Genomic DNA, 23,239 nt, shown 5'->3' with positions numbered 1-23,239 from the left:
TGGTGGAACTTTATAAAAATATTCTTGTCAAAGTAATGGTAATGACTCGCTGTTGAATCATGGATGAATATTAACGTTAGAGGGATATCTTTATGTTACCTTTGCCACTTGTAAATATTGACAGATCAGGTTCTCAAAGCCTGGCAACTCTCCCCGATCAGGAGACTTTGGCTGATCGTTTAGCCAAAATGTATCTTGGTGACCCTGAACCCATTGGCGAGCCCGACGCAACGCCACTAGCCAAGCGCAAATGCAGCACACCTGTTGCAGATCAGGCTGCTCATTGTTCTCCTGCCAACCGGGAATTACTGGGCGGCAAGGGAATGTTTTTGCAGCGCATGAAAGCAGCTGGTGTATCTGTGCCACCGTTTCAGTGTGTGACAACCCGGGTCACCAATGCGCTGGAACAACACCCTCTGGATAGCCAGCGTCTGGAACCCTATTTCCCCGGGATCGGCGATGAACCGGAGGCGGAGATCAGTCTGGCAAAGATCAGGGAACGCCTCAATGCGTTGCTGCCTTCAGAGCAAACCAGAAGAGAGTGCTGGCTGGCAGGTCTGGCGAAATTTATTGCCAGTGATGACTTTTATGAGCAGGTTAAAGATTCTGAAGCGGCCCGACACATCAGAGATCACGGACTATCAACATCCGGGCCGCTTATTGTCCGCAGTTCCGGCATTAATGAAGACAACTACGGCGATGCCCAGGCAGGCAAATACCTCTCGGAAGTTCAGGGAGATGAGGATATTTTGCGAACCTGTCTTAAGGTTATGGCCTCAGCTTACCGGCCTGAAGTCTGTTCCGAAGGCATACCGCAACCCATGGCGCTGATTATCCAGGAGTGTATTAACTGCCTGCAAGGTGGAGTCGCCACGAGCTTTCAATCCTTTGATGATGATACCCTCAGGGTCGAGTACACACACGGTCAGCCAAGGGGGGTAGTGGCAGGACAGTCCGGTAACACACCCCACCGTATTGATATTTCTCGCAAAGAAGGCGCCGAAAACGTTCAATACTTTCCCGGAAAGATTTCAAGCCACTTCATTCTGCACAAAAACACAGATAATTGCGGCTATTCGGAAATAAGAATTGATGATGGGGATGCGCTATCAGACGACGATGGTCAAAAATTCAGTAATGGCCACATACTCAGTAACGACATAATCTCAAAACTTAAGGACGTGGTGGCAAAGCTGGAAGACCTGTTGCACTGCCCCGTGGATGTAGAGTTTGCTATCGATCATCAGGGGGGGCTGTTCGTGTTGCAGGTGCGCCCTATAACCCAACTCTCTGGCGACATGGTTTTTACCATGCCCATGCCCGAACACAGCCTGGCCAGTGGCGAGGGCATCAGTGAAGGCTATTGCACCGGACCACTCTGGCTGGCTAAAAAACAACAGGCAGGCTTTATGCCAGAGGGAGCCATTCTCGTGGCCCGACATGCTGAAGACTGGATGCTTACGTCCAAATGTCTGGATCGGGCTGGAGGTGTCGTCTTTGCCTCAGGTGCGTTCAATGACCACATGGCCATCCTTATGAGACAGAAAAAAATACCCTTTATGCTGGCCGGCGAAGCGTTTACGACCCTGGCCGAGCGGGATGGCCATCAGGCGACATTGGCCTGCGCCCGCTTCAAAGGTGAGTCCGGAGCCTTCATTGTTGCCGGTGACATGAGCGAAAAACTTGCCAGTCACAGAAGCCTGTCCTCTGCTGTTGCTGATCTGCCGTCAGTAAAAGCCATCCCGTTAAGGGATGATTTGTCCCCCCCTGAAGGCACATTCCGCCAGGTCACCAGCGGTTTTGAATGGCTCACGGATCAAAATGCCCGTTTGTTGGCATTCTTTGCCCCCGGCAGGGGACTGGATTGTTTGGCAAACCCCATAAAACTTAGCATGTCGCCACGACGCTCAGAATTATTGGCAGAGACCAGTGACAAGATCAATCAGCTGATTCATGGGGCCGATGCACTGTTGGAGGGTTACCGGGCCTTCCTGAACCTGGCGGGTGACAAAGATTTACAAAAGGTGCAGCCATTGCTGAATGAATTGCAGCTGCTAATCAACCGCTTCGCGACGCTGAAAGAGACCATCCTATCAGGGTTAAAAACGATCATCCGTTCCCTGCAATCCGATGAAAAAGAGCAGTTATCCACGGGAGCTTTTCGTCAGTGGGTGGCTAACTGCCACCAGCTGCAATTCTCTCTTCAGGCACTTAACCCCAGGGAGACTGAGCAGGTACGGAGTGTTCATGAGCTTATTTTTGCCTTGCATCAGCGTTTTGTGGAGGCATTGGCACCGGTCGCTCTGGCTTCGGGTCAGGGCCGGATATCTACGGAAAACAAGATCACCTATGTCGATTGCACGACTCCGGGTGCAGAAGCACCGCTCTTAAGAACGTGTGACAAAGCATCCATCCAGCGATCAGGGCGCGGAGGGACTGTTCTCAGTATGGATGATGCTTTGATTGTTAACCTGAAGCTTGGCTATCATGTGGCCGTTATTGAGCTATTCAGGGACGCAGAAGGGGGAAAAGGCCATACCCTGCGACTGAAATTCTCCGACAGGTTTGATAAACCTGATGGCAGTGACAATCCCGGTGCTTTAAAACGTATGTGGTTTCTGGTGCAGTTACTGAAAATGATCGGACTGAATAAAGAGGGCGAAACCATGAAGGTTAGTTTTAACGCCATAGCTGGAGACATGATCGTCGAATGTGCCCGTATGGCATCACCTGAAACCATGCAGGAAGGCTTTGAAAAACTGTTGACAGCGTTACGTGCTTCTCGTGATATGGATCTTTACTTGGCGGACAGTGCTATTTTTGAAAGAGATGAAGTAGAACAGTGGAACTTTAACATGCTGGCACAACGCCTCGATAGTGATGCGGTTACTGAAACTGACAGATTCTCCTTTCAACATATCCTGTTCTTGATAGCTGGTGATTTATATAGAGAAGACCGAACAACCCCCGTTTTCTATCATTTATTAAGCCATCACCAACAACAGTTTATTGATCAGTGTCGAGAGTTAGTTTTTTCGGCTCCTGTGGAAGTGCTAATGAGTGATGAGATGGGTGAAAACATCCGCAGGGAATTGTTACATCATCTTTTATTATCACACCCCCAAGAGGTTATTTGGTTTGTTGAAGATGAGTATCCCAATTTGAGAAATGATTACTTTATTATCGACCCGGCTTACAGCTACGAGCTAAGGTTTTCTGTTTCACCGGGTCAGTTGTTTCCGGGTGGTAGAGAAGAGATTAAAAAAAATCTGCTGAAGCATGGGCTTAAATATGCCAGTCGGCGGGTTCGAGATGATAGAGAGCTGGTATTGGCAACGGTTAAAGTGCATCCGGGTGACCTGACATATGCTAGTGAAGAACTGAGGAATGATAGAAAGATCGTTATGTCCGTCGTTACTCAATATGGCATTGGATTGGCATATGCCGGCGAGGAAATGCAGGATGATGATGAAGTTGTAATGACCGCTTTCGCTTCGCATCCGAAAGCTTTTCGTTTTGCAAGTTGGAGAATCAGAAGCGATATAAACATTATTAAAAGGGTGATTGCTGATGATATTAATCGCTTGTCATGGGCCACTGACACGATATTGAGTGATCGCAAGTCTATGCTGGCCTTAATTAAAGATAATGCTCTTGCTGTTAAATATGCCTACAAAGAGCTTCTTCGTGAGAGGGCCTTTATTGAGGTGGCAATCCGGAAAAACGCCGAAGTTCAAAGATACGTGGAGAAGCCTGCGAGTTAAAACTGATCGATTCAGACAAGGTTGGTCAGTGCAAGCTGTGTTGTCGGCTTGTTGTTGTTTTTTTGCGTGTTTTAGCCTGACGGGTGACGGGTGAACTTTATAAAAACATCATTGTCAAAGAAAGAGGCTTATTAATTAGCTGTTAGTGAATAATGGATGAATGTTAATACAAGAAGGATATCTTGATGTTTCCCACTACATTTGATGCTCAAACTCCGAAAGCAAATTCAAATCAGAATACGGTGACTGGAAGTTCATCCAGCAGGGCTGGTAGTTCATCCAAAAAGCATTTTAGTGACCATGGCACCCGTAGTTTTCCAGAGCCAAGGTCGCTAACCATGCGCTCCTGCCGTTCACCTGTTTCAGATCAGGCGGCTGACAGTTTTCCCTGCAGCCGGGAACAAGTTGGCGGCAAGGGAATGTTTTTACAGCGTATGAAGAAAGCCGATCTGCCTGTTCCACCCTTCGAATGTGTGACTGCTCAGGTCATGAATGCGCTTGAACAACAGCCTTTGGATACCCGACTTTTAGACCGCTATTTCCCCGGGATTGTTTATGATCCGGAGGCAGAGACCAGCCTGACGAACATTCGGGAATACCTCAATAGCTTACCACCTTCAGAGCAAACCAAAAGGAACAACTGGCTGGCGGGTCTGGCTGAATTTATTGTCAGTGATGACTATTACGAACAGGTTAAAGATTCTGAAGCGGCCCGGCAAATCAGGGGGCTGCGCCATGAGCTGGACAGACTCTACATATCACAGCCGGTTATTGTCCGCAGTTCTGGCATCAATGAAGATAACTACGGCGATGCCCAGGCGGGCAAATACCTTTCACTGGTTCAGGGAAATGAGGATATTTTGCGTACCTGCCTTAAGGTCATGGCCTCAGGTTACCGGTCTGAAGTCTGTCCCGAAGGCATACCACAACCCATGGCACTGATCATCCAGCAGTGTATTCATTGCCGATGCGGCGGGGTCGCCATGAGCTATAAATCTTTTGATGATGATACCATCAGTGTTGAGTTCACACCCGGTCAACCCAGAGGTGCAGTGGCAGGGCAGTCTGGTAACACGCCTCACCGCATTGATATTAGTCGCAAGGGTCGAAAAAGAGCTGACAGTTATCAATATTTTCCCGGGACTATCTCAAGCCAGTTTACCCTGCACAGCAACAATAACGGTTATTCGGAAAAAAGAATGGATGTTGTCGATGTCCAGGCAAACGACGGCGGGCAGCTAATCAGTGATGAGATGGTATCAAAACTCAGGAAACTGGTGAAAAAGCTGGAAAAACTGTTGTTCTGCCCCGTGGATGTCGAGTTCGCCATCGATCATTGGGATCGCCTGTTCCTGTTGCAGGTACGTCCTGTTACCCGACTCTCTGGCGATATGGTTTTTGCCATGCCCATACCCAAAGAAACCCTGGCCATTGGCGAGGGCATCAGCGAAGGCTTCTGCACCGGACCGCTCTGGCTGGCCAGAAAACCAGAGGCAGTCACTATGCCACAGGGAGCTATTGTCGTGGCCCACCACGCTGAAGACTGGATGCTTGTGCCTGAGTTTCTGAAACGGGTTGGGGGTTTTGTGCTGGCCGAAGCAGGATTCAATGATCATGTAGCAATCCTTATGAAACAGAAAAAAATAACCTTGATGCGGGCTGGTGGCCAATATTCGGCATTGTTCGCTCAGGATGGTCAACAGGCGACGCTGGCCTGCGCCCGTTTTAAAAATAAGCCCGGTGCCTTTATTGTTGCCGGCGACATTGCCGAAACACTGGCCAATTACAGAAGCCTGACTTCAGCTGTTTCTGATGCATTGACAACAAAACCCGTCCCGTCACGGGAGGATTTGTCACCACCTGAAGGCACATTCGACCGGGTCGCCAGCGGTTTTCAATGGCTCACGGATCAAAATGCCCGTCTGTTGGCATTTTTTGCCTCCGGGGGCGGACTGGATTGTCTGGAAAATCCGGTAAAACTAAGTATGTCGCCACAACGATCAGAAATACTGGCAGAGAATAAGTACAACTTAAAACGCCTGCTCTATGGAGCTGAAGTCCTGCTGGAGGGGTACCGGGCCTTCCTGCTGCTATCGGGTGACAGCAGTTCACCCTGGATCAAGCCACTTCTGGCAGAATTACCGCAATTAAACAAGCGCTTCAAGACACTGAAAAAGACCATCCGATCAATGTTGGAAACGATCAGGCTTCCTCTGAAAGCCGATGTTGAAGGGCCGTTATCCACCGTAACTTTTCCTGAGTGGCTGGACGCCTGCCATCAGCTGAAATCCTGTCTGCAGGCACTCAACCCTGAGAAGGCTGAGAAGATTCGGAGTGTCCATGAGCTGATTTTTGCCCTGCATCGGCGCTTTGTAAGTGCACTGGCGAAGGTTACTCTGGCTTCGGGTCAGGGCAGGCAATCCAGTAGCGGGAGCATCAAATATGTTGATTGTGCGGTTTCGGGTAATCCGAATGAAAAGATGCCGCTATTGAAGCCGTCCTGCAAAGTATTAATTGAAAAGTTAGGGTGCTCAGGAACGGTCATCATTGCCGATGGCGTTTTGATTGTTAACCTGAAGCTTGGAAGTCATCTGTGTCTTATCGAGCTATTTGAAAACGCAGAGGGGGGTAAAGGACGGACCTTGCGGCTGAAATTCTCTGACCAGTTTTATAAAGATGATGGTATTGATTCAGCTGCCAAGTTAAAGCGTATGTGGCTTCTGGTGCAGTTACTGAAAGTGCTCGAACTGGATAAAGATGCTGATAGCATGAAGCTGCGTTGCAATGCGGTAGTGGGAGAAATTATCGTCGAATGCACTCGAATGAAAACAACTAAAACTATGCAGGATGCCGTTGAAAAACTGCTCACTGTGTTATGTGGTATGTGTGATTTGGATTGTAAGATGCTGCACATTGACCTTTTTGAAAGCAATCAGTGGAACTTTAGCTTGCTGGCACAAAGGCTTAATGGCGATATTACGGCAGAAGCTGACAGGTTCGCCTTTCAACATTGCCTTTTCGCAATGTATTATAAGAAGCGTATCCACTACACTCCCGATTGTTTCAAGTTATTACCAAGCCACCACCGACAGTTTATTCATTATGCCAAACGGTTTGAAGAATGTCGTGATAAAGAGTCTCGTGATAAAGAGTCTCGTGATAAAGAATCTCGTGATAAAGAGTCTCGTGATAAAGAGTCTCGTGATAAAACTGAGGACAACTTTCGGGAAATATTAATGAGCAATGAAATCACAGAGCAAACCCGAAAGGAACTTTTACATCATCTGTTATACCTGGATGCCCAAAGGACTGCTCCATTGATTGAGGATGTTTATCCCGATTTGAGGCATCAATGCTATGTTCTAAAACCATTCTCCTACGGTTACAGGCTAAGTTTTGATGTTCCACCGGGTCAGTCGCTTGCGGATAATAGAGAAAAGATCACAAAAGCCTTGCTGAAGCATGGACTGCAATATGCCAGCCAACAGCTTCGGAATGATAAAGAACTGATATTAACAATTATTGCAGCACGTCCCAAATGCCTTGAATTTGCCAGTGAGAAACTAAAGAATAGTAAAAAGGTCGTCATGACTGCAATCAACCAACATGGCTTTTATCTGCAATATGCCGGCCCGAAAATTAAAGATAATGAAGAGGTTGTAAAGGCTGCCATCACCGATTATCCAGAGGCTCTCGGGTATGCAAGTGAAAGAATCCGAAGCGATAAAAACATTATTCAAATGGTAATTGATAAGCATATTGACCACTTATATTATGCCAGTGAAAGGGTATTGAATGATCGCAAGTATTTGCTGGATTTAATTGCACATAATTCCCGTGCCTTCATATCTGTTGCGCATAATCTTAAACGTGATATGGATTTTATCAGGTCAGCAATCCACAGGAACCGGGGTGTTGTTAAACACGTAGACGAGGAAAGTTTAGAAAAATACTACAGTAGTGAATTTGCCGGTTCGTAATACAAACAGCAGCCTGAAAAACCAAAGCCCATAGCTATTTGTAAAATCCTCTGAGCCTGATTTTCACCTTTTAAATACTTTGATGAGCCTACAAGAGCTTATTTCATAGCCTGATCAATTTGCTTGCTTCAGGCTGATTGGCGAACTTTATAAAAACATCATTGTTAACGTTAGAGAGGGATATCCTGATGTTACCTGTTATTTCTGAGACGTCAGATCCTCAGAGTCTGACAACGAATCCAAATCATAATACCCGGGCTGGCAGTCCATCCATCGGGGCTGATGATGTGCCCAAAAGGTATCTCGGCCATTCTGATCCCGATGGCATTCCCGACCCGGAGCCACTTATCAGGCGCACCTGTTGTCCAGCTGATTCAGATCAGGCTGCTGACTGTTTTCCCCTTGGCCGGGAAAAAGTTGGGGGTAAGGGGATGTTTCTGCAGCGCATGAAGAAAGCTGATTTGCCTGTTCCACCCTTCAAATGTGTCACTGCGCAAGTCATGAATGCTTTTGATCAACATCCTCTGGACAGGCATCGTTTAGTCCGCTATCTACAGAAGGTTGACCGTGAACCGGAGGCCGGGACCAGCCTGACGAACATCCGGGAATACCTCAATACCCTGCTGCCTTCAGAGCGAACCAAAAGGAATCACTGGCTGGCGGGTTTGGCTGAATTTATTGTCAGTGATGACTATTACGAACAGGTTAAAGATTCTGAAGCGGCCCGGCAAATCAGGGATCTGCGTCGTCAGCTGGACCGATTTTCCATGGCACAGCCGATTATTGTCCGCAGTTCCGGCATCAATGAAGATAACTACGGCGATGCCCAGGCAGGCAAATACCTCTCTTTAGTTCAGGGAGAAGAGGATATTTTGCGAACCTGCCTCAAGGTCATGGCTTCAGGTTACCGGCCTGAAGTTTGTCCCGAAGGCATACCGCAACCCATGGCGTTGATTATCCAAAACTGCGTTGATTGCCAATACGGTGGTGTCGCCATGAGCTTTCAATCTTTTCAGGATGATACCGTCAGGGTTGAGTACACACGGGGTCAACCCAGAGGTGTTGTGGCAGGGCAGTCCGGTAACACACCCCATCGCATTGATATTTATCGTGAGGATTGCAAAGAAGCAGCTGCAGGCTCTCAATACTTTCCCGGTACGATCTCAATTCACTTTATCCTGCAAAAGAACAATAACGGCTATTCGGAAACAAGAATTGATCATGTGGCTGCTCAGTCAGACGACGGTGGACAGAAACTCACTGATGAAATGGTTTCAGATCTCAGGAAGGCGGTGACAGAGCTGGAAAACCTGTTGCTCTGCCCCGTGGATGTGGAGTTTGCCATAGACAAACAGGGTCGCCTGTTCCTGTTGCAGGTGCGCCCCATCACGCAACTCTCTGGCGGCATGGATTTTGCCATGTCCATACCCAAAAAGACACTGGCCATTGGCGAGGGTATCAGCGAAGGCTATTGCACCGGACCACTCTGGCTGGCCAGAAAACAAGAGGCAGGCGCTATGCCAGATAAAGCCATTGTCGTGGCGCAACACACCGAAGACTGGATGCTTGAGTCCGGGTTCCTGATGCGGGCAGGAGGTTTTGTCATTGCAGAAGGAGGATTCAATGATCATGTGGCGATACTCATGAGACAGGAAAAAAAGCCCTTAATGCTGGCCGGTGGGCATTTTGACACCCTGGCTGCCAGGGTTGGCCAGCAGACGACGCTGGCCTGTGGCCGCTTCAAAGGCAAGCCCAGAGCCTTTATTGTTGCCGATGACCTTAGCGAAGAACTGGCCAGTCACAGAAGCCTGTCCTCTGCATTTTCTGATGCACCGTCAACAAAAGCCTTCCCGTCCCGGGAAGCTTTGTCTCCATCTGAAGGCACATTCCGTCAGGTCGCCAGCGGTTTTCAATGGCTCACGGATCAAAATGCCCGGCTGTTGGCACTTTTTGCCCCCGGCAGTGGTCTGGATTATCTGGTAAACCCGATAAAATTGAGTATGTCGCCGCAACGATCAAAGTTACTGGCTGAGACCAGGAATGACGTAAATCGGCTGATTTATGGCGCTGAAGCTCTGTTGGCTGGCTATCAGGCGTTCTTGCAGCTGGCAGGACAACGCGGTTCACCTGAGGTCAGGCAATTACAGGAAGAATGGCTGGAACTGAGCGACCGTTTCGAGGCGTTGAAACAGGCCATCCAGTCCGGCCTGGAGAAAATCATTAAGCCCATGCAAGTGGCTGAAGACGGGCAGCTATCCCCGGGAATGTTTCGTCCGTGGATAGCAGACTGCCATCAGCTAAAATCCTTTCTTCAAGCGCTCAATCCACAAGAGGCTGATCTGGTGCGGAGTGTCCATGAACTGATTTTTGCCCTGCACCAGCGCTTTGTAAAAGCATTGGCACCGGTCACTCTGGCTTCGGGTCAGGGCAGGATATCCGGGGAAAAAAACATCACCTATGTCGATTGTACGACACCGGGTGAAGAGGCACCGCTATTGAGAATTTCCGATAAAGTCTCTATGGAAGAGCTGGAGCTTTCCGGGACCGTCATCAGTATGGATGAAGCCGTGATTGTTAACCTGGAGCTGGGAAGTCATGTGGGCATTATCGAGCTACTGGAACAGGCAGATGGGGGTAAAGGACGAACCTTGCGGCTGACATTCTCAGACAAATTTGATGCAAACTATGACTATGACAGACCCGGCAAGTTCAGGCGTATGTGGTTTCTGGCGCAATTATTGAGAGAGATTGAACTGGATAAAGATGCCGATAACATGAAGCTGAGTTGCAACGCCGTAGCGGGTGAAATGATCGTCGAATGCCCCCGAATGAAATTACGTAAAACCATGCAGTATGCCTTTGCAAAACTGATCATTGTGTTACGTGCTATGTTTGATCTGGATCTTGATTTGAATTCCAGACCCATTTTTGAAGGAGGTCAGTGGGACTTTAACCTGCTTGCACAGCGTCTTAATCGTGATGTTGCGACAGAATCGGATAGATTCGCCTTCCAACATTGCCTTTTCATAATGGCTTATCGGGCTGGGAGCATTTGGTCCGTTACTGCTATGTGCTGCCAGTTTTTAAGCACACACCACCAACAGTTTGCTCATCATGCCCGGCGCTTGGGTATGTGTCGGAGGTCAAAGTTTATCAGGGGGAATCCATGGGACGCTATGAGGGAAAGGTTAATGAAGATCAGTGAGAACACTCGTACGGAGCTCTTACATCATCTTTTATTATTAAATCCCAGAAACGCTACCCGATTGATTGAGCAACTGTACGATTTGGAAAATCAATGCTTTGTTATCAATCCATCTTACAGTTACAGACTGGAGTTTTATGTGCCACCGGGTCAACCGCTTGGGGATCATAAAGAAGAGATTAATAATGCCTTGCTTAAGTACGGACTGAGATACGCCAGCCAACGTGTCCGAAATGATAGAGACTTTGTATTACCCGCTATTTCACGACATCCCGAAGAACTGCAGTTTTTGAGTGCAGAGCTGCGCAATGACAGAGATGTTGTCATGGCCTCTGCCGCAGAGGAGGCAAAAGTTCTGTCCTATGCCAGTAACACAATCCGAAGCGATAAAAGCACTATTGAAAGCTTAATGGCTGTCAATGTTAATGTCTTAAAATATGGCTGCGAGACCTTATTGAGTGATCGCGAGTTCATGCTGGACTTAATTGCAAAGAATTATCAGGCTTTCCAATATGTAGCTCTGGAGCTTAAAACTGATACAGATTTTATCAATGAAGCAACCCTGAGAAACCCCTTACTGGGTAAATGGGTCTGATTCCGGGAATAGGTTCAGATCTATTCTGAAAATGTTGACCTCAACAGCTCGTTATCGTTTTTCCTGTTATCTGCTTCAGACGGACGGGTGAACTTTATCAAAGTCTCATTGTCAAATGTCAGGTAATCGCTTTAAACGTTTGCACTTGAATCATGGATGAATAATATCATTAGAGGGATATCTTGATGTTAAATGCTACTGCTACTGTTGAAATTTCAAATCATCAAAACCTGGCGACCGACCCCAATCAGAATACTGAGGTCAATGAATTGCCTAAGAGGTACTTCAGGGATCTTGATCCCGGTGGCGTTCCCGATCCAAGGTCGCTAACCAAGCGCACCTGCCGTTCACCTGTTTCAGATCAGGCTGCTGACTGTTTTAGCGCCAACAGGGAACAATTTGGGGGTAAGGGCATGTTTTTGCTGCGCATGGTGCAAGCCGGTCTGTCTGTTCCACCCTTCAAATGTGTCACTGCTCAAGTTATGAATGCGCTTGCACAACAGCCTCTGGACCCCCATCGTTTAGCCCGCTATCTCCCCGGGATCGCCCATGGATGGGGCGCAGAGACCAGCCTGACGAACATCCGGGAACATCTCAATACCTTGTCCGCTTCAGAGCAAACCAAAAAGAATAACTGGCTGGCGGGTCTGGCAGAATTTATTGCCAGTGATGACTATTACGAACAGGTTAAAGGTTCTGAAGCGGCGCAACACATCAGGGATCTGCACCAGGAGTTGAACGGATTCTCCCTATCACAGCCCATGATTGTTCGCAGCTCTGGCATCAATGAAGATAACTACGGCGATGCCCAGGCGGGCAAATACCTCTCTGTCGTTCAGGAAGAAGACGATGTTTTAAGCACCTGCCTTAAGGTCATGGCCTCAGCCTACCGGCCTGAAGTCTGTGCCGAAGGAATACCGCAACCCATGGCACTGATCATCCAGCAGTGTATTGACTGCCTGTATGGCGGCGTCGCCATGAGCTTTCAATCCTTTCAGAATGATAACCTCATGGTTGAGTACACATCCGGTCAACCCAGAGGTGTGGTGGCAGGGCAGTCTGGTAATACGCCTCACCGCATTGATATTTCTCGCGAGGGTCGAGAAGGAGCTGACAGTTATCAATACTTTGCCGGGACGATCTCAAGCCAATTTATTCTGCACAAGAACAATAACGGTTATTCGGAAAAAAGAATTGCTGGCGCTGATGTCCAATCAAACGACGGCGGGCAGCGACTCACTGATAAGATGATTTCAAAACTCAGAAATATCGTGACAGAGCTGGAAAACCTGTTGTTCTGCCCCGTGGATGTTGAGTTCGCCATCGATCATTGGGGTCGTCTGTTCATCTTGCAGGTGCGCCCTGTTACCCGACTCTCTGGCGATATGGTTTTTGCCATGTCCATACCCGAAGAGACCCTGGCCATTGGCGAGGGTATCAGCGAAGGCTTCTGTACCGGACCACTCTGGCAGGCCAATAAACAACGCGCAGAATCTATGCCAGAGGGCGCCATTGTCGTGGCCCACCACGCTGAAGACTGGATGCTTGGGTCTGGCTTCCTGAAGCGGGCAGGGGGTTTTGTCCTGGCCGAAGCAGGATGCAATGATCATGTCGCGATAGTCATGAGGCAGAGAAAAATAACCCTGATGCGGGCTGGTGGCCAATATTTGGCCTTGGCCGCTCACCATGGCCAACAGGCGACGCTGGCCTGCGCCCGCTTTAACGGTGAGCCCGGAGCCTTTATTGTTGCCGGTGACATTGCCGGAAAACTGGCCAGTCACAAAAGTCTGGTCTCAGCTGTTTCTGATGCGCTGTTTGCAAAAGTTGCCCCGTCCCGGGAGGATCTGTCCCCACCTGAAGGCACATTCCATCAGGTCGCCAGCGGTTTTCAATGGCTCACGGATCAAAATGCCCGGCTGTTGGCATTTTTTGCTTCTGGCGGTGGACTGGATTATCTGTCAAACCCGGTAAAACTGAGTATGTCGCCACAACGATCAGAGCTACTCACAAAGACTGAGGACAGTGTAAATCGGCTGGTTGATGGGGCTCAAGCAATGCTGGATGGGTATCGGGCCTTCTTGCAGTTGGCAGGTAAATGGCCTTCATCCGAGGTCAAGTCAAGGTGCGATGAATTATCGCAACTGGACAACCGGTTCGAGATGCTGAAAGAGACCATTCAATCAGGGCTAAAGAGTGTCGTTCTGCCACTGCAAGCCGCTGAAAAAGGGCAGTTATCCCCGGGAGTGTTTCGTCAGTGGGTGGCAGACTGCCATCAGCTGCAATACTGTCTTCAGGCATTCAACCTTGATGAGGCTAAACAGATCCGTAGTATCCATGAGCTGATTTTTGCCCTGCATCAGCGTTTCGTAGAGGCATTGGAGCCGGTTACTCGGGATTTGTGTCAGGGCAGGATATCTGAGGGAAATAACATCACCTATGTTGATTGGACGACCCGCAGTCAGGCGACACCGCTATTGAACTCGGCCGGCAAAGCAATGTTGAATAAATTATGGCTTTCAGGGTCTGTTGTCAGTTTGGACGATGCCTTGATTGTTAACCTGTCGCTCTGTCAACATATGAGTGTTATCGAACTACTTGAACACGCAGAGGGGGGTAAAGGACGAACCTTGCGGATGACATTTTCTGACCAGTTTCAGAAACCTGATGGCAGTGATCAACCGGGCAAGTTAAAGCGTATGTGGTTTCTGGCCAAGTTACTGAAAGTGATCGAACTGGATAAAGATTCTGATAGCATGAAGCTCAGTTGCAACGGCGCAGCGGGAAGAATTATCGTTGAATGCCACCGAATGACATCAACGAAAAACATGCAGTATGCCTTTGAAAAATTGCTAACAGTGCTAGGTGCTACTGATCAATTAGATGTTTTTCTGGACAGAGCCATTTTTGAAGAAGATCACTGGTGCTTTAACACACTTGCACAGCGCCTTGATAGCGATGTTGTCACAGAAGCCGATCGATTTGCCTTTGAAGACTGCCTTTTCTCAATTGCCAGAACTTATTTACATAGAGTTCCGCGTTTTTATCATTTATTAAGTAAACAACACCAGCAGTTTATTCGTTGTGTTCAACGCTTGGAAACGTGCATGAGAACATCGGCGGACCATTTTCTGAAAAAGTTAATGAGTGATGAGATCGGTGAGGGCACTCGTATTGAACTCTTACAGCATTTTTTATTGACATATGCTAAAACCGCTATGCCATTTTTTGAGATTATGTATCCTCACTTGAAAGGTCAACATTATGTTATCAAACCATCCTGCGGTACACGTCTGAAGTTTTATGTTCCGCCAGGTCAGCCATCTGGGGGTCACAAAGAAAAGTTCAAAAATGCCCTGCTCAAGCATGGGTTGAAATATGCCAGTCAGGCTGTTCTGAATGATAAAGACCTTGTGTTGCCCGCCATTTTAAAACATCCTGAACAACTGGAATATGTCAGTAAAGAGTTGAGGAATGACAGCGATATTGTCATGGCATCAGTCACTCAGAATGGTTCTCAGCTACAATATGCCAGCCAGAAAGTTAAGGATAATGAGGAAGTGGTAATGGCTGCTGTCAAACAGTATGCCGGAGCCCTGGAGTATGCCAGTGAAAGATTGCGAAGCGATAAAAATATTGTTCGAATAGCCGTTGCTAAAAGTATGTGTTATTTAAGAGGGGCCGGTGAACAGATATTAAATGATCGCGAGTTTTTGCTGGACTTGATTGCAATCGATTCATTTGCTTTCTCAAATATTACTAACAGCCTTCAAAAAGATACTCAGTTTATCAATTTAGCAATCTCCAGAAACCCCGAAGTTCGTCAATACGTCGGGTAATCTGCAAATAAGTACTCAGCCATCCGGAATCGAATATTTCTGGCTTATTGGGCAGGTGCTCTGCAAGGCGCAACGACGGGAACATAGCAAGCTATGTGACCAGAGTTGCAACGCATCACGACTGCATGGATGCAGGAGCTAGGAGCTTGTCCGAGAATAGCGCCCGTATCGAGGACGGCAGAAAATTGAGGATGAAAATTCGGTTTTGTGAGGAGAATAGCGAGCTATTTGACGAACAAAAGCGGATTTTCAGACCAATTTGCTGCCGCCGCAGTAGGGCAGTCTATTCTCGGACAAGCTCCTAGAGCAACGCAGGAGCAGTTGCCGCGAGTGCCTGAACAATAAGTCAGAAAATATGATTTCGTATGGTTGAGTACTTAAGTTCTTTTCAACTCCGGGGACATTGACCGGTGCAAAGGTTGTTACCAGCTCATTACTTTTTTTCTATTGTCAGCTTCAGGCTGTCGGTTGAACTTTATAACAATGTCATTGTCAAAAGAAAGTAATCTATTGAACTTTAGCGATTAAATCATGGATGATTTTAACATGTGAGGGATGTCTTGATGTTACCTGCTACTGCTGAGATGTCAGATTCTAAAAGCCTGACAAGGATTCCAAATCATAATATCCAGGATGGTAGTCCATCCATCGGGACTGATGATTCTCCCAAAAGGTATTTTGGCAATTCTGATCCCGGTGGCGCTCCCAACCCAGCATCGCTCGCCAGGCGCACCTGCCGTCCAGCTGATTCAGGTCAGGCTGCTGACTGTTCCCCCTCCAACCGGGAACAATTTGGGGGCAAGGGAATGTTTTTGCAGCGCATGAAGAAAGCCGGTCTGTCTGTGCCACCGTTCGAGTGTGTTACTGCTCAAGTCATGAATGCTCTTGAACAACACCCTCTGGATAGACTTGACCGCTATCTTCCCGGGATTGACCGCGAACTGAAGGCTGAGACCAGCCTGAAGAACATCCGTGAACACCTCAATGCCTTGCCGCCTTCAGAGCAAAGCAAAAGGGATAAGTGGCTGCAGGGTCTGGCGCAATTTGTGGCCAGTGATGACTATTACGAACAGGTCAAAGATTCTGAAGCGGCCCGGGAGATCAGAGGTCTGCTCCGTCAGCTGGACCGACTCTCCACATCACAGCCGGTTATTGTGCGCAGCTCAGGCATCAACGAAGATAACTACGGCGATTCCCAGGCCGGTAAATACCTCTCGGTAGTGCAGGCAGAAGAGGATATTTTGCGTACCTGCCTTAAGGTCATGGCCTCAGGTTATCGGCCTGAAGTCTGTCCCGAAGTCATACCCCCACCCATGGCGCTGATCATCCAGGAGTGCATTGACTGCCAATATGGTGGGGTCGCCATGAGTTTTCAATCTTTTCAGGATAATACTGTCAGGGCAGAGTTTACACTGGGTCAACCCAGGGGCGTAGTGGCCGGGCAGTCCGGTAACACGCCCCACCGCCTCGATATTTATCGCAAGGGCCACAAAGAAGAAGTTCACAGCTATCAATACTTTCCCGGAACCCTCTCAAGTCACTTTGTCTTGCACAAGAATAATAACGGCTATTCGGAAGTAAGAATTGATCATGTTGATGCTCAATCAGGCGACGGTGGACTGCAACTCACTGATGAAACGGTTTCAGAACTCATGGAGGCGGTGACAAAGCTGGAAGACCTGTTGCTCTGCCCCGTGGATGTGGAGTTTGCCATTGATCGTCAGGGTCGCCTGTTCCTGTTACAGGTACGCCCCGTTACCCGACTCTCTGGCGGCATGGATTTTGCCATGCCTATACCAGAAGAGACCCTGGCCAGTGGTCAGGGCATCAGCGAAGGCTATTGCACCGGTACACTCTGGCTGGCGGAAGAACAAGCGGTAGATTCAATGCCAGAAGGAGCCATTGTCGTGGCCGACCATGCCGAAGATTGGATGCTTGAGCCTGAGTTCCTGAAGCGAGTGAGGGGGGTTGTCTTTGCCAAAGCAGGATTCAATGATCATGTCGCGATCCTCATGAGGCAAGAAAAAATAACCTTAATGCGGGCCGATGATCAGTTTTCGGCATTGGCCGCTCAGAAAGGCCAACAGACGACACTGGCCTGCGCCCGCTTTAACGGTGAGCCCGTAGCCTTTGTTGTTGCCGGTGACCTTACCGAAAAACTGGCCAGCCACAGAAGTTTATCCTCGGCCTTCTCAGATATGCCCCTGGGAAATGCCGTCCCGTCACGGGATGATTTGTCTCCCTCTGAAGACACACTTCGCCAGGTCGCCAACTGTTTTCAGTGGCTGACGGATCAAAACGCCCGCCTGTTGGCATTTTTTGCCTCCGGTGGTGGACTGGATTGCCTGGCCAACCCGATAAAACTGAGCATGTCGCGGCAACGATCAGAGCTACTGGCTGAGACCAGAGAGAACATAAAACGACTGATTTATGGCGCTGAAAAGCTGTTGGAGGTGTACCAGGCATTTCTGCAGCTGGCGGGCAACAGCAGTTCATCCCTGATTGAGACATTGCGAGATGAATTACCGCAACTGAACAAACGCTTTGAGACGCTGAAACAGACCATCCAATCCGGCTTGGAGAATATCATTATGCGAATGCAAGCTGCTGAAGACGGGCAGCTTTCCCCGCTAATGTTTCGTCAGTGGGTGGCAGACTGCCATCAGCTGCAATCCTGTCTTCAAGCGCTCAACTTCGGGAAGGCCGAGCAGGTGCATAGTGTCCATGAACTGATTTTTGCTCTGCATCAGCGCTTTGTAGAGGCTCTGGCAGCGGTCACTTTGGGGTCGGGTCAGGGCAGGCTATCCAAACAAGGGCAAGCCACCTTTGTTGATTGCACCACTCCGGGTAAGTCGGGTGAAAAGGCACCGCTATTGACTCCGTTCGGCAAGGAGTCCATCGGAAAATCAGCGAATAAAGCGACTGTCATCAGTATGAATGATGCCTTGATTGTTAACCTGAAATTAGGAAGTCATGTAGGCCTTGTCGAACTGCTCGAACAGGCAGAGGGGGGTAAAGGACGAACCTTGCGACTGAAATTTTCTGACAAATTTCGTAAGCATCGTGCATCAGGTCTTTATAATCCCGGCAAGTTAAAGCGCATGTGGTTTCTGGCACAGTTACTGAGAGCGATCGAACTGGGAGAAAATACGCAGAGCATGAAGCTGAGCTGCAACGAAGTAGCAGGTGAAATGATCGTCGAATGCTCCCGAATAAAATCACGTCCAGTCCTGCAGGGTGCCTTTGAAAAACTGATCACTGTATTAAACAATACCTATAATCTGGATCAACAATTGTCGGACCTGCCCATCTTTGAAGGAGATCAGTGGGACTTTAACCTGCTGGCACAACGCCTTAATCGTGATATTACCACAGAAGCTGATAGATTCGCTTTTCATCATTGTCTTTTCTCAATGTTTTATGATTGGAAATTATACATTTTTTACAAATGCCTTATTCCCTGCGACCAGTTATTGAACAACCAGCAACAACGACAGTTTATAGATCATTGTCGACGTTTAGGTAAATCAGAGCGCCATCTTGAGAAAGTGTTAATGAGTGATGAGATCGGTGACGACAGCCGCAGGGAACTATTACAGCATCTTTTATTGATACATCCGGAACATGCTGTGCCATTGTTTGCCCATGTGTATCCCCATCTGGAAGGTCAATACTATGTTATCAAACCATCCTTTAATGTCAGACTGGAGTTTGATATTCCTCCGGGTCAGCCAGTTCCGGATGATAAAGAAAAGGTCAGGAATGTCTTACTCTTGCATGGGCTGAAATATGCCAGCCAACGGGTTCGAAGTGACAAAGAGGTTGTGTTACCCACCATTAGAGTTTATCCGGGTGACCTGAAATATGTGAGTACAGAACTGAAAAATGATAAAGAGGTTGTTATGGCCGCAGTCACTCAGAAGGCCAGACAGTTGCAATATACCAGCCCGGAACTTCTTGACAATAAAGAGGTCGTCATGGCCGCAGTCTCTCAGAATGGTCGTATGCTGGAATATGCCAGCGCAACACTTCGGGATGATGAAACGGTGGTCATGGCCGCTGTTGAGACGTTTCCGCAAGCCCTGCGTCATGCCAGTGAAAGATTACGAGGCGATAAAAAAATTATACAATTCGCAAGCTCTGGTGATGTTCGTAGCTTATATTATGCCAGTGAAACCTTACTGAATGATCGAGAGTACATGCTGGGCTTAATTGAGCAGAACTGTCTTGCTTTCGAATTTGCTGCTTCAAGGCTTCAAATGGATTATGACTTTATCAATGCAGCAACCATAAGAAACCCGGCAGTTTTTGAATTCTTCGAAATACCCTGCCAACAAGGTCTGACCGGCTCTGACAGTATTGGCCAGCAGACGGCGTTTTAACCACTTCAGCCGTACGGTTGAACTTTATAAAAACATCAATGTCTATAGAAAGTAGTCAATTAACGTATCAACCGTTGATTCATAGATGAACATAATGAAAGGGATATTTTATGCATTGTGCTACTTCTGAGACATCAGATCCTAAAAACCCGATAACAAATCCAAATCAGAATACCCTGGCTGGCACTCGATCCAATAGGGCTGGTGATTCACCTAAAAGATATTTCGGTGCCCTTGATCCCAGCGGTATTCCCGCCTCGACTTTGCTGGTCAAGCGCATTTGTAGTTCGCCTGTTCCAGGTCAGGCTGCTGACCATTCTTTCTCCGACCGGGAACAATTGGGGGGCAAGGGGATGTTTTTGATGCGCATGAAAAAAGCCGGTCTGTCTGTTCCGCCCTTTGAATGTGTGACAGCCCAGGTCATGAATGCGCTCGAAAAACACCCTCTGGATAGACAGCTGTTAGTCCGCTATCTCCCTGTGAATGTTGATGAACCCGATGCACTGACCAGCCTGACGAATATCCGGGAATACCTTAATACCTTGCCACCTTCAGAGCAAAGCAAAAAGGATGACTGGCTGGCAGGTCTGGCGGAATTTATTGCCAGTGAAGACTATTACCAACAGGTTAAAGACTCTGAAGCGGCGCAAAAAATCAGGGATCTGCGTCGTCAGCTGGACGGGTGCCCCACCTCTCAACCGATTATTATCCGCAGCTCTGGTATTAACGAAGATAACTACGGCGATGCCCAGGCGGGCAAATACCTCTCTGTCGTCCAGAAAGAAGACGATGTTTTAAGTACCTGCCTGAAGGTCATGGCCTCAGCTTACCGGCCTGAAGTCTGTCCAGAAGGCATACCGCAACCCATGGCGCTGATCATCCAGCAGTGCATTGATTGCCAATACGGCGGGGTCGCCATGAGTTTTCGATCTTTTCAGGATGGTACCATCAGGGTTGAGTACACACCCGGTCAACCCAGGGGGGCAGTGGCAGGGCAGTCTGGTAACACACCTCACCGCATTGACATTTCTCGCGTGGAAGGAGCTGACAGTATTCAATACTTTCCGGGTACGATCTCAAGTCACTTTGTCTTGCACAAAAACAACAAGGGTTATTCAGAAACAGCTATTCAGAATGCTGACGCACAAACAGACGACGGCAGGCATAAACTCAGTGATCATTTGGTTACAAAACTCAGCCAGGCGGTGACAGAGCTGGAAAACCTGTTGCTCTGCCCCGTGGATGTCGAGTTTGCCATCGATCATCAGGGTAATTTATTCCTGTTGCAGGTGCGCCCTGTTACCCAGCTCTCGGGCGGTATGGATTTTGTCATGCCCATACCCGAAGAGAGTCTTGCCATTGGCGAGAGCATCAGCGAAGGCTATTGCACAGGGCCAATCTGGCTGGCCAATGAACGACAGGCAGACACTATGCCAAAGGGCGCCATTGTCGTGGCTCAACAGGCTAAAGACTGGATGCTTGAGTCCGGGTTCCTGAAGCGGGCAGGTGGCTTTGTCTTTGCCTATGCCGGATTCAATGATCATGTAGCGATCCTCATGAGACAGCTAAAAGTCACTTTAATGCGGGCCAGTGGCCAGTATTCGGCGTTGGCCGCTCAGGTTGGTGAACAGGCGACGCTGGCCTGTGCCCGCTTCATGGGTAAGCCCGGAGCCTTTATTGTTGCCGGTAACTTTACTGAAAAACTGGCCAGTCACAGCAGCCTGTCCTCAGCTTTTTCTAATGCGCCCCTGAAGGAAGTCAGCCTTTCAAGGGATGAACTGTCCCCTCATAGATGCCAGTTCCGTCAGGTCGCCAGCTGCTTTCACTGGCTCACAGACCAAAATGCCCGTTTGTTGGCATTTTTTGCCTCCGATGGCCGATTGGGTTGTCTGGCAAACCCCATAAAACTGAGCATGTCGCCAGCACGATCGCAACGACTGGCAGAGATCAGGAACGACGTAAACCAGCTGATTCGTGGGGCTGAAGTCATGTTGGAGGGGTATCAGGCGTTCTTGCGGCTGGCTGGTAAAACGGATTCGCCTCTGGTCAACTCGTTGCGGGTTGAATTCCCGCAACTGAGCAGACGATTCCAGGCATTGAAACGGGCCATCGAATCAAAGTTGGAGAGTATCATTTCTGCAATACAAACCGCTGAAGAAGGGCGGCTTTCCCCGGTAATATTTCGTCAGTGGCTGGTAGATTGCAAGGAACTGGAATCCTGTTTGCAAAAACTCAACCCAAAGGAGGCGGAACAGGTCCAAAGTGTCCATGACCTGATTTTTGCCCTGCACCAGCGCTTTGTCGAGGCGCTGGCTCCCGTGACTCTGGGTTCGGGGCAAGGCAGTATATCCAAGAGAAAGGATATCACTTATGTTGATTGTACGACCCCTTGTGAAAGGCCGCCGCTACTGACGCCTTCCGCAGCAGCAGCCATGGAAGAATTTAATTTTACAGCCACTGTCGTCAGTCTGAACGATGCCTTGATTGTTAACCTGAGGCTTGGCAATCATATGAGTGTTATTGAGCTGCTTGAACATGCAGAAGGGGGCAAAGGACGAACCTTGCGGCTTAAATTTGCTGACACCTTTGGTAAAGAATGGGACTTTGCAGTCGGCAAATTAAAGCGTGTGTGGTTTATGGTGCAGTTACTGAAAGAGATAGTACTCGATAATAATACCGATGGCTTAAAGACAAGTATCAATGCCGTAGCCAGTGAAGTTATCATCGAATGTCCCCGAATAAGATCACCTGAAACCCTGCAAAATGCCTTTCAAAAACTAATCATAGTGTTACGTGATATTAAAGATGTGGATATGAATTTGAACGATAAACCCATTTTTGAAGGGGACCAGTGGGACTTTAACTTGCTTGAACAACGGCTTGATCGCGATATTGCGACAGAAGCCGATAGATTCGCCTTTCGACGGTGCCTTTTCTCAATCAGTTATACCTATTTACACAAAGTTACTCTTTGCTACCCGTTATTAAGCAAGCAATACCAACAGTTTATTGATGATGTTCAACGTTTATCCCGGTGCGCGATAAAATCAAAGGACGATCTTCAGGCGCTTTTAATGAGTGATGAGCGCAGTGATAACAACCGCAGGGAACTGTTGCAGCATTTTTTATTCAGAAATCCTGAAGCAGCTATGCCATTTTTTGACATTATGTATCCTCAATTGAAAGGTCAATATTATGTTATCAAGCCCTCCTTCAGTGAGCGTCTGGCGTTTTATGTGCCACCGGGTTTGCCGGTTGGGGATCACAAAGAAAAGATTGCGAATGCCATACGAATGCATGGGCTGGAATATGCCAGCCAAGCGGTTCGAAATGATAGAAAGTTTTATACTCACTATCTCTGAAGATCCCAAAGAACGCCAATATGTGAGTGAAGAGCCCAAGAATGGCAGCTATGTCGTCATGACAACATTCACTCAAGTCACTTCATTATGACTTGAAGCTGGGCTATTAAACAGC

General features: G+C 48.2%; 6 protein-coding genes. All 6 read left to right on the top strand.

What is annotated here, in order from left to right; all coding sequences use genetic code 11:
• The first annotated feature begins 92 nt into the window (after positions 1–92).
• Positions 93–3,764 carry a PEP/pyruvate-binding domain-containing protein gene (locus tag ACO6V5_RS08610; protein WP_422411445.1) on the top strand — a complete coding sequence of 1,224 codons (3,672 nt, stop codon included), beginning with the start codon at positions 93–95 and terminating at the stop codon, positions 3,762–3,764.
• Positions 3,765–3,949: 185 nt separating this feature from the next.
• The gene (locus ACO6V5_RS08605) at positions 3,950–7,744 is read left to right on the top strand and encodes a DUF4116 domain-containing protein (protein WP_422411447.1); all 3,795 of its coding nucleotides are present in this window, start codon (positions 3,950–3,952) and stop codon (positions 7,742–7,744) included.
• Positions 7,745–7,932: 188 nt separating this feature from the next.
• Positions 7,933–11,544: a PEP/pyruvate-binding domain-containing protein gene (locus tag ACO6V5_RS08600; RefSeq protein WP_422411449.1), complete on the top strand. Its 3,612-nt coding sequence runs from the start codon at positions 7,933–7,935 to the stop codon at positions 11,542–11,544.
• 185 nt (positions 11,545–11,729) lie between these two features.
• Positions 11,730–15,380 carry a DUF4116 domain-containing protein gene (locus tag ACO6V5_RS08595; RefSeq protein WP_422411451.1) on the top strand — a complete coding sequence of 1,217 codons (3,651 nt, stop codon included), beginning with the start codon at positions 11,730–11,732 and terminating at the stop codon, positions 15,378–15,380.
• A gap of 563 nt (positions 15,381–15,943) precedes the next feature.
• The gene (locus tag ACO6V5_RS08590) at positions 15,944–19,762 is read left to right on the top strand and encodes a DUF4116 domain-containing protein (RefSeq protein WP_422411453.1); all 3,819 of its coding nucleotides are present in this window, start codon (positions 15,944–15,946) and stop codon (positions 19,760–19,762) included.
• A 110-nt stretch (positions 19,763–19,872) separates the two neighbouring features.
• Entirely contained in the window at positions 19,873–23,124 is a 3,252-nt protein-coding gene (locus ACO6V5_RS08585; RefSeq protein WP_422411455.1) for a PEP/pyruvate-binding domain-containing protein, read from the top strand.
• The last annotated feature ends 115 nt before the right edge of the window (positions 23,125–23,239 follow it).

Origin of the sequence: Endozoicomonas sp. ALD068, assembly GCF_049310145.1 — a bacterium.
Classification (GTDB): domain Bacteria; phylum Pseudomonadota; class Gammaproteobacteria; order Pseudomonadales; family Endozoicomonadaceae; genus Endozoicomonas_A.
Note: the sequence above shows the minus strand (reverse complement) of the source record. Positions and strands in the feature narration are given on the sequence as shown.

Coding starts and splice junctions, on each gene's coding strand:
- ACO6V5_RS08610 (WP_422411445.1), top strand. CDS start 93: ATGTTACCTTTGCCACTTGTAAATATTGACAGATCAGGTTCTCAAAGC.
- ACO6V5_RS08605 (WP_422411447.1), top strand. CDS start 3,950: ATGTTTCCCACTACATTTGATGCTCAAACTCCGAAAGCAAATTCAAAT.
- ACO6V5_RS08600 (WP_422411449.1), top strand. CDS start 7,933: ATGTTACCTGTTATTTCTGAGACGTCAGATCCTCAGAGTCTGACAACG.
- ACO6V5_RS08595 (WP_422411451.1), top strand. CDS start 11,730: ATGTTAAATGCTACTGCTACTGTTGAAATTTCAAATCATCAAAACCTG.
- ACO6V5_RS08590 (WP_422411453.1), top strand. CDS start 15,944: ATGTTACCTGCTACTGCTGAGATGTCAGATTCTAAAAGCCTGACAAGG.
- ACO6V5_RS08585 (WP_422411455.1), top strand. CDS start 19,873: ATGCATTGTGCTACTTCTGAGACATCAGATCCTAAAAACCCGATAACA.